Origin of the sequence: Mesorhizobium sp. M0514 (assembly GCF_040321145.1) — a bacterium.
In the GTDB taxonomy this organism is placed as follows: domain Bacteria; phylum Pseudomonadota; class Alphaproteobacteria; order Rhizobiales; family Rhizobiaceae; genus Mesorhizobium.
In genome coordinates, this window is sequence record NZ_JAMYQZ010000072.1 from 21,074 (window position 1) to 31,934 (window position 10,861).

The following is a 10,861-nucleotide window of genomic DNA, read 5'->3' on the forward strand; positions in this document are numbered from 1 at the left end:
GCCGACATGACCAAGCTTGGCCAAATCATCCGGCGGTTCCAAGGCGACGAAAGGGGCGCCGCCTTGGTGGAAGTCGCGATCACCGTACCACTCGTCTTGCTGTTGTCGGCCGGGGTGTTCGAGTTCTCCAACGTTTTGAACACGCGCCTGCTCCTTGCAGCAGGCGTTGAGGATGCAGCCCGCTACATGGCGCGCTGCAGTAGCGATTGGGAGACTACTTGCAAGGGTCAGGCCCAAAACCTTGCTGCCAATGGCGCGGTCGTTGGCGGCAGCGCAAGAGTAGCTGGCTGGCTTCCACCGACAGTTTTGATCACCAAGACATCCACTCCTGCGACCGATGGCAGTGGCAACATACTTTATCTAAGTAATAGCGCCAACGTTGATGTTGTGCTGGTCAGCACCACTTTGCCATACAACGGCATGGTGTTCTGGGATTATCTGGGCTTTGGAAGCATCGACATCAAAGTATCGCATCAGGAGCGCGTCTTCGGATGGTGATGAAAGACCGAAGGTTCTGCGCTGAGCAGTCTGGCGCTACGATGGTCGAAATGGCCATCGCCCTGCCATTGCTGTTGACGCTTCTGCTCGGTTTCGTCGATTTCGGCTACGCCTTTTACCAATGGAACGCTGGAAACAAAGCTGTGCAAGCCGGCGCAAGACTCGCGCAGATTTTTACTCCTGTCGCCATCGGGCTTCCATCTGAGACGCTGACGCAGAGCGATATCACCAAGGTCGGCACCGCGGTCCCGGCCGGCACGTATGACTATGTCTGCGCTGCGAGCACAGCAGGTGTCGCTTGCTGCAGTATCGGAGGCGGCTTGTGCAACCCCGTCAACGCGAGCCAGGTCGCGTTCGACGCGATCTATGACGGCACCGCCAACCGTGCCGGAATGCATGACTTTCTGCCGATGCTGGAAAAGTCAGAGGTGCGGATCGAATACGCCGCCTCCGGCCTTGGCTACTGGACGCGGCCCAGCGGGCCGGTGCCGACGATCACCGTAAGCATCAAAAATCATCCCTTCCAATTCTTCTTCCTGGCCGGACTGCTCGGATTCGGAAACATCACCATGCCCTCCATGCTGAGCACGGTCACGGGCGAAGACATGAAGAGCACGTGGACACCATGAACGCCATCAACACCAAGGTTACACCGACCAAGCGAAAGCAGGTGGCGCTGTTCTCGTCGGATGCGAATTTCAAGCGCGACGTGGCGACGCGGCTCGATGCGCTGGCGATCTACGAGGTCAGGGTTTCCGAGACCGGCGACTTCCTCAGGGGTCCGCCCGCGGATACGCGCCCCGGCATCGTAATCCTCGACCTCGGCAATGGCGAGTTGCTCGGCAAGCCTGGCATCGTCGAGGCGCGCGCCCTTTGGGCGACCGTGCCGCTGATCGCGGTCTCGGACGAGCTGTCGTCGGAGCAGACGCGTGTGCTGGTGCGCATGAATGCCTCGGACTGGCTGCACAAGCCGCTCGACGGCAAGGAACTGCTCAATGCGGTGACCTTCCACGACACCGGCAACCAGGGAACCAAAAGCCGTATCATCACCTTCATCAGTGCGAGCGGCGGCGCCGGCGCGACGACGCTCGCTCTCTCGGCGGCCGAATTCCTGTCATCGAAGTCGAAAGAGCGGGCGGCTTCCACCTGTCTGGTCGACCTAGATTTCCAGAGCGCCAATTGCGGCGCCTATCTCAACCAGTTCAACCAGTTCGACCTCGGCGGCATCATCGGCCAGCCGGAGAGGCTCGACGTCGAGCTGATGGATGTCATCAAGCTCTCTCGCCCGTCCGGGCTGACGCTCTATTCCTTCGAGAGGCCGCAATTGCCTTTCGAACCGCAGGGCAGTGATTTTGTCTTCCGCCTGCTGGACCTCGTCGCCTACCGGTTTGACGACATCGTCATAGACCTGCCGAACATCGAGACGCCTTGGCACAATTCCGTGCTGTCGACGAGCGATGAGATCTTCATCGTCTTCGAACTCAACGTCGCCTCACTGCGGCAAGGCAAACGGCTCTACAAGAAGATCCGTGAGTTGCGTGGCAATGCTGTCAGCATCACGCTGGTGGCCAACAAGCACAAGCGCAAATGGTTCGGCAACCACTTTTCGCGCAGCGAACTCGAAAAGATCTTCAAGGCGCCGCACATCAAGTCGGTCGCGCTGGACAATGCGCTTCTGACCGATGCGTTGAACCGTGCTATCCTGCCTGCCGAGGTGGATGGGCGTGCGCGCTTCAACAAGGACCTCAAGCGGATGTTCAAAGAGCGGCTCGATGACGCTGCCAAATAGGGGGCGGCCAAGTAGGTATCGGATTGGCCCGGGATTGGCCTGCGTCATGAGCATTGCGCTGATGATGCTGGTCCAGGATTTCGCCAGCGCGCGATCGGCACTTTCGGATCGGCCGCCGCTGCCGGCAATGGGCCCCAGCCTGCGCAAGACCGTCGCCTTTGAAACCACGGAACAACCCGGAACGATCATTATCCGCAAGGGCGAGAAAGCGCTTTATCTGGTGACCCGACAAGGCCAGGCGCTTCGCTATCAGATCAGCGTCGGACGCGACGGATTTGGCTGGACCGGGGTCGTGAAGGTGGGGGCGAAGACCGAATGGCCGGAATGGCGCCCACCCCGCGAAATGCGCGCCCGCCAGCCGGACCTGCCGCAAATGGTGCCTGCCGGTCCCTACAACCCACTCGGCGCCAGGGCGCTTTATCTGCTTCGGGACGGGCGTGACACGCTCTATCGGATACACGGAACCAACGATCCCAAGGGTGTTGGCTTCGACGGAACATCGGGGTGTTTTCGCCTTACCAACACCGATGTGATCGATCTCTTCAGGCGCGTCGCGATCGGCGCAAAGGTGGTGGTTCAATGACGATGATCAGCGAACCGGACATGCCGGCAATCGAGATTGGGACAGCAGCCCGCATCGGAGAGCAGGCTGTCACTGGGAAACCGAGCGACAAAAGCATTATCGGCGCGGTCATCATCGGCACGTCCCTGCTCACTTTGGTGAATATGGTAGCCGCGGTTTATCTCTACCGCGGCATCAGCGATATGCGCTTTCTGGAAGGGCGCCTGGAACAACTCGGGACGTTCGAACAACGAATCGGCGGCCAGTTGGATACGGTCAACAACGGTTTTCAGAGCCGATTTGAAAAACTTGACAGTCAACTGCAGAGCAGCTTTGGCGAAATCAACCGGAGCATAGCCCGGCTGGAACAGAGCCAGCCTATTGCCCATGACGAAATCACGTCGAGCGCAGCGGAACCTTCCGTCGACACGACCAGCAGCATGGCGGAGGCGCCTGCTGTTCTCGATGGTGAAGACGCGACCGAGCCCAGCGTCGTCGATACACCGCGTCCGCCCAAAAGGAGGATTGCAGCTGCAGCCCCCGCCCCAAGCTCCAACTACCAGCGCATAGAGCAGGCCGACGGCAAGGTTTACTACCGAAAGATCAACTAGCGCTGGAAAAAGGTGGGCTATCCTAGAGATCTCGCTGCAGAGCAACGAGCCTAGCGGCCAGCGCTTCGGCCCGCTGTCGGGTTTCGCTGAGGAAGATGACATGGCAGTAGGCGCATGCCGTCACGCCCAGAAACAGCACAAGGCTGTTCTTCAAGGTGAAATCGACCGTTAGTTGGAACGGAAGGCCGCCGGGTACCGTGAAAGAGGCGATCGTGCTGGCTGTTTCGGAATGGCTGGTGACAGCGATCATCAACCCGGCGAAAAGCAGGGCGACGTGGTTGGCAAGGAAGAAGAACGCGGCCGACCTTCTTGTGCGGCACGCCATCCAGCAAACCATCGACGCGGCGGCCAGCATCAAGGCATCAAGGACCATCGACGACCCGAGATAAAGATCGACCTGTTGCCAGAACATCGTCGACAGCGGCCTTAGTTCAAGCCAGATCCGCCACATTGCGGGACTGGCCGGATGTGCTCCCAGCAAGAAAGTCGCCATGCGCTCCCCTGCCAAGATCAGCAGGATCAGAGCTGGGAAGGCAAAGAGCATTATCGACTTGCGCTTCATGTCACCCTCGACAAACTGGCAACAAGATAGCTTGCAGAGATTGAGCGAGGCTTAACGGACCGTTGCTGGTGCTGCGGCAGCGCAGCCAGCGGCGCAAGCCAGCTGCATATCAGAAAGCGCCATGCGCCATTAGTTGTTTTGGGTGAGCACGAGCGTCACCACCTTCGGCTCGACTCGTTGCAGACATCGTTCCGGAATATTGGGCCACATCGCCTTGGCGCATCCCTCTTCGCCTGGCGCCGGCGCCAGCGAGAGTTCTGAGCTACGGGCTTCCTCGGCGGTCGTAAGGAAGACCTGTGTGGCCAGCGCGGTCGCCATGGATACCTGGACGAGGATAAGGGCGTAAGCGAAACTTCTGATCATCCGCTCGAAACGCTGAATTCGCGAGCTGGTTCCAATGGCCTGCCCACCGGGTAACCACGATCGCGATTTTTGCGCTTCAGTGCCTTAGCAGTCATCGAATTCTTAGATAGCAAACCTTCGTCCATGTCCCAGCTCCTCGCCCAGACCGCGGAAACGGACGCGGTGGTTGTGGGCTCAATGTAGGTCTTGCCATTGCTGATCAGCGTGATTGCGCGGCAGACGACCGGTTCGATCTTCCGCGCGTGGCGCAAGGACGATGTGGACGCGAGCCGCCTCCAAGTGCCGCTCAAGATTATCGAGATTCTGGACGATGGTGACATCGAGGAGATCGCGCCGCGCATCTCCCAGTCGGCCAACAATCAGAACAAGGTCGACATGGCCGACTTCTCGTCCAATCATCCTTCCACCGACGGATGCAGGAGCTTTCGGGTCGATCTGGGCGCGCCCGGCGGGCGGTATGCAACGTCAGTCACGCTGGTTCTACGAACGTGCGCGCGGTAGCGACGAAAGCTTCCTGCGCGGGCGTTTGACTGCGGCGTCGGCGCTGGCGCACCGGAGAAGTCTGCTGTTCGGGCTTCGTGCCGGCCGCTGCTCGCGCCAACTGTGGGTAAGTTCGCCGTCCCATCCGCTCGTCACGCCCTTCAGCATCGAACGCCTGGCTACCCTTCTCAGTCCATAATCGTTGGGCTTGCTCGCCTTCGGGGCTCTGGACCTTCGCGGTCATCCAGAGCATCGCGCCGTAGTTGGCAGCGCGATCGTAGTTGGTCAGATCAACGATGCCTGCCTTGACGAGGAGGCCGATCGGACGAACATACACGAACAAACATATCAATTTGTGTTGCAGCCATGTTGCAGGCACAGCAAGGAATGGGCCGAGACATGTCCGGAAAGAAAGGATTTAAGCGACAGAGAGCCGGAAAGTTCGTGCAACATGGAACTAGCCCAACCGTTATCGCCGGAAATCGAAATAAGCTCCCGGACGGGTTGGGCCGCCTTGGAGATGGCGCAGACCATCGAATAAGATGGGTCTCGCCACCTACCTTGGACCGCGTCCGCAAATTGAAAAAACGCGAATATGTTGGGCGCGAAGCTCGTTACTTCTGGCGAAACGCGGAGTGGAACGACACAACCAGGGGGCCTAAAATGTAGTCCAGTGCGGTGCGTTCCTCGGTGACGATCATGACTGACGCCGGCATGCCCGGATAAAGCGCAATCTGTGGGGCCCCGGCCAATTCCGCGGGATCGACCGCTACGTCGGCAAGATAGTAGGGAAGCCCGGTCTTGCTGTCGGTGACGCGATCCGCCGAAATGCGGGTGACCCGTCCATGAATGACCGGTATCGAACGCTGCTTGTAGGACGTGAAGCGGACCTCGGCCGTCATGTCGGCGCGCAGGCTGGATATGTCCTCGACCTTCACCTGCGCCTGAACGATCAACGAATTCCTAGTCGGCACGATGTCGAGGATGGTCTGGCCGGGGGCGACGATCGCGCCGGTCGAGAAAACGGTGAGATTCATCACCTGGCCGTCATAGGGCGCCCGCACTTCGGCGCGGTCGACCGTGGCCTGCGCGGCGAACATTTTCGGTACCAGGTCGGCGAGGTTGGACTGGGCGTCGATCAGCATGGTTGAGAGTTTTGCGCGGCGCTCGTTGGTGAGCTGCGCAATCTGGCTTTCAAGCTCGGCCTTACTCTGGCGGTTTCCGGCTATATCGCCGAGAGTCTGGTCGATCAGGCCCTGCAGGTCGGAGGCGGAGCGGTCGAGCTCCAGGACACGCGTGCGCGTTGTCAGGCCGGCCTTCAGCAACTTGTTGAGGCCTGCCTTTTCATCAATTGTCGACTTGAGCTGCGCACGAAAAGATTCGACGCGCGCCTGCTTTCCATCGATCTGCTCGTCGAGTTCGGCTATCCGTTTCTGCAGGATCTGCTTGGCACCGGCCATCGAGGCGCGCTGGCTCCCGAGGTCGGCAATTTGGTTGGTCATCGCGTCCTGCAGATAGGCCTGGTGCTCAGCGGTGATGTCCTTCGGAAAGGCGACTGCCTCATGGCCGTCGAGCTCTGCACGAATGCGGGCATCGGTAGCGCGCAACAACGCATATTGCTGCGAATAGAGGTTGAATTCGGAACGGGCGTGCGTGTCGTCGAGCACCACCAGCACATCGCCTGCCTTGACGATGTCGCCATCCTTGACGCGGATCTCCTTCACCGTGCCGCCGTCGAAATGCTGTACGCTCTTTCGATTGCCTTCCACCTTGACGATGGCGTCGGCGAGCACGGCGCCGTTCAGCGGGGCAAAAGCCGCCCAGCCGCCGAAGATACCGAAGAAGGCAATGATGATCAGCAGGCCGACAGAGGCCGGCACCCGGATCGAATCCGGGGCCAGGATACCGGTTTCGCCGGACAGGCTCCGGTAGGTGAGGGCGCCGTCGCTCATCGATCTCTCCGGCCACAGCTCATTGGGTTGCCACCGCCATTGGAGCCGCGCGCTGGTTGAGCAGCGCCACGATCTCGTTTCTCATGCCGAAGGCCTCGACGGCGCCATCGCGCAACAGAAGGATCTTGTCGACATTGGCCAAGGTCGAAGGCCGGTGCGAGACGATGATCACTGTGCTGCCGCGGCGCTTGAGCTCGATCGCGCACTCGCTCAGCGCGCGGTCGCCATCGGCGTCGAGATTGGAGCTCGGCTCGTCGAGAATGATCAGGTTCGGCGTTCCGAATACCGCACGAGCAAGAGCAATCCGCTGCCGATATCCTCCCGACAGCACTGCGCCGCCTTCGCCGATCTGGGTCTCGTAGCCCTGCGGCAGCCGAATGATCATCTCGTGAACGCCGGCGAGCCGCGCGGCGGCTATCACCTCCTGGTCGACATTGGTCTTGAAGCGGCCGATGTTGGCGGCGACCGTATCGGCGAAGAGTTCGATATCCTGCGGCAGGTAGCCGATGTGGTCGCCGAGCGCGTCGTGCCCCCACTGCGACAGGTCGGCCCCGTCCAGCCTGACGGTGCCGCGGCTGGGTTGCATGACGCCCGCGAGATGACGCGCCAGCGTCGACTTGCCGGCGCCGGAAGGGCCGACGATTCCCAGCGCCTCGCCTGCGTCCAGCCGGAATGATACGTCGCGGAGAAGCACTTTCTGCTGGCTGGCAATTGCAAAGCTGACCTGCTCGACCGAAACCTTGCCGGTGGGCTTCGGCAGGTTGAAAGATCTTTCGTTGAGCGCCCCCCCGTCGACCAGCTTCTCGACCCTTGCCAACGCCGCCCGGGCCAGGATCAGGCTGCGCCAAAGGCCGACGATCTGCTCGACCGGCTGTAGCCCCCGGCCCAGCAAGAGGCTCGCCGCAAACATGGTGCCGCCGGTGATCTGCCGCTCGATCACCAGATAGGCGCCGAGGCCGAGGATCAGCGACTGCATGGTGAGCCGCAGGAACCGGATCAGGCCGGACATCAGGGCGGCGCGATCGCTTGCCTCCGCTTGGCGCCGCAGCGCCAGGTTACGGTCGCGCCCCCAGCGGCGGATGAGACCGTCGATCATCCCCATGGCGCGAACGACTTCCGAGTTTCTGAGGCTCATTTCGGTAAAATTATAGTTGGTCGTCGCCAGGTCGTTGGCCTGCTTCAGCGGCGAACGCACGAGATACTCGTTGAGCACGGCCATGGCGATCAAGAGCAGCGAGCAGCCCAGCGCGAAGAAGCCGAGCCACGGATGCAGCAGGAAGATGATGCCGATGTAGATGGGTGACCATGGCAGGTCGAACAGGGCATGGATGCCGCTGCCGGTGATCACCTGCCTGAACGTGTCGAAATCGCGGATCGGCTGGCTTTGCGAGGAGCCCGGCGATGGGGTCTCCACCGACGCGGCGAGGACTTTTGCCGACAGCAACCGGTCGAGCCGCGCGCTGGCACGCGTCAGGATGGAGGCGCGCACCAGATCGAGGCCGGCCAACGAAAGGAAGGCCGCCAGCAACACCAGGGTCAACATCACCAGCGTGGTTTCGCTGCCGCTGGTGACCACCCGGTCGTAGATCTGCAGCATGTAAAGTGGGGACGCGAGGTAGAGCAGATTGATCGCCAGACTGAATGCCGCCGCAACCAGGAAATAGCGGCGGCACGCCAGCAAGGCGTCCTTCACAATCTTGGATTTGTTGTCGAGACTCAAATACCCAGCGGAAAACCGCCCCCCTGTCCACGCCCGGAACCGATACTACTCCTGATCGTCCAATCGGCCACGTGGTTCCCTTCCTATTCCTGCCGTAAACCTTAATTCGTAAGCTGAATCAGGAGCCCGCAGCATGAGGAGAGCCGCGCCTATCCGTGCGGCTCTCCTTTTGGTTCACATCACAAAGTCGCTCACTTGCACCACCGTCCTGCCGGTGCCGTCGTCGGCAAGTGTGAAGCTGTGGGCATCGTAGACGCCGAGCAGGTGGAGCGTGGCGTTGTGCGTGCCGTCCGTGACGGTCAACGTTCCTCCGGCGCCGTCGAGGTCCGCCTGATAGGCAGTGGACGTTCCGGTGCCGAACAGGATGTCTTCGAGGTTCACCTTGTCGTCACTGGTGATGCCGGCGATGCTTCCGCTGAAATCGAAGGAATCGTCCAGCTGCAATGTGCCGGCGGCATCCGCCGCGAACGTGACGTCGGTTGAAGAGGCCGCACCGAACTCAAGCTTCGACAGATCGCCGATCGTGGCATCGCCGTCGCCAGTGACCTGGCCGTTAATGGCAATATTGCCGCCATTGGCCCAGATCATGCCGGAATTCGCCAGCCCGCCGGTGATCGTAAGGCCGCCGGAGCCGGTTGCCTCCAGCGTTCCCGAATTGACGACGACGCTGCCTCCGGTGTCGATGACCAGCGCGTTCGAGCCGGTGGCGATGATGGTGCCGCTGTTGTCAAGGCTGAGCATCCCGCCGCCCAGCTGGCCGGCGCCTGCGATCGTGTTGTCGACATTGACCAGAGTGGCGTCCGGCCCCGTGCCGGAGATGATGTTGGCGGCGCTGTCGGACAGCAGGATCTGCCCGCCACCCTGCAGGGTCACGCCATGCTGGATGACCTGCAACAGCGTATCGCCGCCCGCCGAGTCGAGCGAGATGAGACCGCTGTTGTTGATAATGCCGCTCAGCGGCAGCAGAGCGCCGTCGCCGATCGTCATGGTGCCTGAATTGTTGACCACCGGCGTCTGGTCGAAGACGAAATTACTTCCGGTGAGTGCGCTTGAGTGCACGCCATCAAGCGTGATCGACTGCCCGTCGCCGAGCGCTATCACCGCGTTGCCGTTGGCGTCGTCGACCATATGCGCCTGGACGTCGGCGAAGCTTGCCAATCCGTTGTACCCGATGAGGTCGATCTGGTCGGCCGCAGCGTCGAAGCTGTGCACTGTGTCGTTGCCGATCGGCTGCGAGAAGACGAAGAGATCGTTTCCGCTGGAGCCGGTCAGCACGTCGTCGCCGGACCAGGCAAAGATCGGCGAGCCCGGAGCGTAGGCCTCGACATTGTCGGAGACGAAAACATTGGCCGTGCTCCCGTCGGTATTGGTCCAGTATTCAGTGACATTGAGCGTTAGAGCGCCAGTGTAACTGTCGGGCGAGATGATCGAGAGAGCGGCGATGTTATTGGTCTGCACCGTCCAGGAGCCGTCGCCGTTGTCAGTGCCTTCGCTGAGGCTCCAGCCCAGCGGAACGCCTGCAACCGTTACTGCAATGTTACCCTGCACGGTTCCCGGATCTGTTAGGGCAAGATTAATCGGCTGCCCTGCAATCCCCGCGGGGGCCACTTTCTCATTCGTCGACGTGGTTTGACCTGCTGCCCCAATGTTACCTGAAATGTCAGTGTAGGTGGGTGTGACAATCAACCTTCCATTATCTTTGCCACTCGGGCTACTACCAGAATAATCGAGTTGAAGGGCCCAGTGAATGTTGTCCACGGTCGTCAGGGAGATGACCTTCACTGGCGTAGAAGTGGCTGTTAGCGTGATTGCCGGTCCAGAACCGCCAGTTTGCCATTGCAGGTCACTGGCATCAAAGTTGCCTACCGCTTCGGTGAACGTGATACTGACGTCAGTGTAGCCGCTAGCATCCGGGTTGGGCGTTAGGAATACAATTGAACTTACTGCTGGTCCAGTGGTGTCGATGGTAGCCGCGTAGCTGGCTGACACGGCACTGGTGTTGCCGGCCACGTCAGTCTGCGTCGCCGTGAACTGATATGTGGTGCCGTTCACCAGAACGTTGCTGTCAACCCTGCTCCAGTTGCCGCTGCCGTCCGCCAACGCTGTGCCGATCGACACGCCGTTCTGGAACACCGTGACCGTGCTGTTGGCCTCCGCCGTACCGTTGATCATCAGCGAGGTGTCGCTGGTGATGTGGTCGCCCACCGTGCCGCTGTCACTGGTAAAGCCGGTGATCACCGGGGCAGCGGCCGTGGTGTCGATGGTAGCCGCGTAGCTGGCTGACACGGCACTGGTGTTGCCGGCCACGTCAGTCTGCGTCGCCG

The 10,861-nt window shown here is 60.8% G+C and carries 12 protein-coding genes; 6 read left to right on the forward strand and 6 right to left on the reverse strand.

Annotated features, from left to right (window positions below):
* The first annotated feature begins 6 nt into the window (after positions 1-6).
* Genes NKI61_RS24490 through NKI61_RS24510 form a run of 5 tightly spaced genes read left to right on the forward strand, consistent with a single transcriptional unit; the run spans position 7 to position 3,460 of the window.
* Positions 7-498: a TadE/TadG family type IV pilus assembly protein gene (locus tag NKI61_RS24490; protein ID WP_023744418.1), complete on the forward strand. Its 492-nt coding sequence runs from the start codon at positions 7-9 to the stop codon at positions 496-498.
* Positions 498-1,127: a TadE/TadG family type IV pilus assembly protein gene (locus NKI61_RS24495; protein WP_280806705.1), complete on the forward strand. Its 630-nt coding sequence runs from the start codon at positions 498-500 to the stop codon at positions 1,125-1,127. Before NKI61_RS24490 ends, NKI61_RS24495 begins: the two co-directional genes overlap by 1 nt.
* Positions 1,124-2,287, forward strand: coding sequence for a CpaE/TadZ family protein (locus NKI61_RS24500; RefSeq protein ID WP_352841292.1), 1,164 nt, complete (start codon positions 1,124-1,126; stop codon positions 2,285-2,287). Before NKI61_RS24495 ends, NKI61_RS24500 begins: the two co-directional genes overlap by 4 nt.
* Complete coding sequence (locus tag NKI61_RS24505; RefSeq protein WP_352841278.1) at positions 2,271-2,870, forward strand: L,D-transpeptidase; 600 nt, start codon at positions 2,271-2,273, stop codon at positions 2,868-2,870. Before NKI61_RS24500 ends, NKI61_RS24505 begins: the two co-directional genes overlap by 17 nt.
* Positions 2,867-3,460, forward strand: a complete 594-nt coding sequence (locus NKI61_RS24510; RefSeq protein WP_352841281.1) for a hypothetical protein — start codon at positions 2,867-2,869, stop codon at positions 3,458-3,460. The genes NKI61_RS24505 and NKI61_RS24510 overlap by 4 nt, the downstream gene beginning before the upstream one ends.
* 22 nt (positions 3,461-3,482) lie before the next feature.
* On the opposite strand, the gene NKI61_RS24515 is transcribed toward NKI61_RS24510, so the two are convergent.
* Together NKI61_RS24515 and NKI61_RS24520 are read right to left on the reverse strand one after the other, a co-directional pair.
* Positions 3,483-4,022, reverse strand: a complete 540-nt coding sequence (locus NKI61_RS24515; RefSeq protein ID WP_023738785.1) for a hypothetical protein — start codon at positions 4,020-4,022, stop codon at positions 3,483-3,485.
* A 129-nt stretch (positions 4,023-4,151) separates the two neighbouring features.
* Entirely contained in the window at positions 4,152-4,340 is a 189-nt protein-coding gene (locus tag NKI61_RS24520) for a hypothetical protein (RefSeq protein ID WP_156929786.1), read from the reverse strand.
* A gap of 237 nt (positions 4,341-4,577) precedes the next feature.
* On the opposite strand from NKI61_RS24520, the gene NKI61_RS24525 reads away from it, so the two are divergent.
* Positions 4,578-4,886: an AIPR family protein gene (locus NKI61_RS24525; RefSeq protein WP_023741151.1), complete on the forward strand. Its 309-nt coding sequence runs from the start codon at positions 4,578-4,580 to the stop codon at positions 4,884-4,886.
* Here NKI61_RS24525 and NKI61_RS24530 read toward each other — a convergent pair.
* The 4 genes from NKI61_RS24530 to NKI61_RS24545 form a co-directional block, all read right to left on the reverse strand.
* Positions 4,855-5,202: a conjugal transfer protein TraD gene (locus NKI61_RS24530; protein ID WP_352841295.1), complete on the reverse strand. Its 348-nt coding sequence runs from the start codon at positions 5,200-5,202 to the stop codon at positions 4,855-4,857. The two genes, NKI61_RS24525 and NKI61_RS24530, sit on opposite strands and share 32 nt — an antisense overlap.
* A 277-nt stretch (positions 5,203-5,479) precedes the next feature.
* Entirely contained in the window at positions 5,480-6,817 is a 1,338-nt protein-coding gene (locus NKI61_RS24535) for an HlyD family type I secretion periplasmic adaptor subunit (RefSeq protein WP_352841284.1), read from the reverse strand.
* A gap of 19 nt (positions 6,818-6,836) precedes the next feature.
* Positions 6,837-8,537, reverse strand: coding sequence for a type I secretion system permease/ATPase (locus NKI61_RS24540; protein WP_286442753.1), 1,701 nt, complete (start codon positions 8,535-8,537; stop codon positions 6,837-6,839).
* A gap of 174 nt (positions 8,538-8,711) precedes the next feature.
* The coding region (locus NKI61_RS24545; RefSeq protein WP_352841287.1) for a beta strand repeat-containing protein at positions 8,712-10,861 on the reverse strand (2,150 nt) is incomplete at its 5' end.

What these genes read in the sequence shown, in the direction of transcription:
- NKI61_RS24495 (WP_280806705.1), top strand. Translation starts at nt 498, where the DNA reads ATGAAAGACCGAAGGTTCTGCGCTGAGCAGTCTGGCGCTACGATGGTC.
- NKI61_RS24535 (WP_352841284.1), bottom strand. Translation starts at nt 6,817, where the DNA reads ATGAGCGACGGCGCCCTCACCTACCGGAGCCTGTCCGGCGAAACCGGT.
- NKI61_RS24515 (WP_023738785.1), bottom strand. Translation starts at nt 4,022, where the DNA reads ATGAAGCGCAAGTCGATAATGCTCTTTGCCTTCCCAGCTCTGATCCTG.
- NKI61_RS24520 (WP_156929786.1), bottom strand. Translation starts at nt 4,340, where the DNA reads ATGGCGACCGCGCTGGCCACACAGGTCTTCCTTACGACCGCCGAGGAA.
- NKI61_RS24490 (WP_023744418.1), top strand. Translation starts at nt 7, where the DNA reads ATGACCAAGCTTGGCCAAATCATCCGGCGGTTCCAAGGCGACGAAAGG.
- NKI61_RS24505 (WP_352841278.1), top strand. Translation starts at nt 2,271, where the DNA reads ATGACGCTGCCAAATAGGGGGCGGCCAAGTAGGTATCGGATTGGCCCG.
- NKI61_RS24510 (WP_352841281.1), top strand. Translation starts at nt 2,867, where the DNA reads ATGACGATGATCAGCGAACCGGACATGCCGGCAATCGAGATTGGGACA.
- NKI61_RS24500 (WP_352841292.1), top strand. Translation starts at nt 1,124, where the DNA reads ATGAACGCCATCAACACCAAGGTTACACCGACCAAGCGAAAGCAGGTG.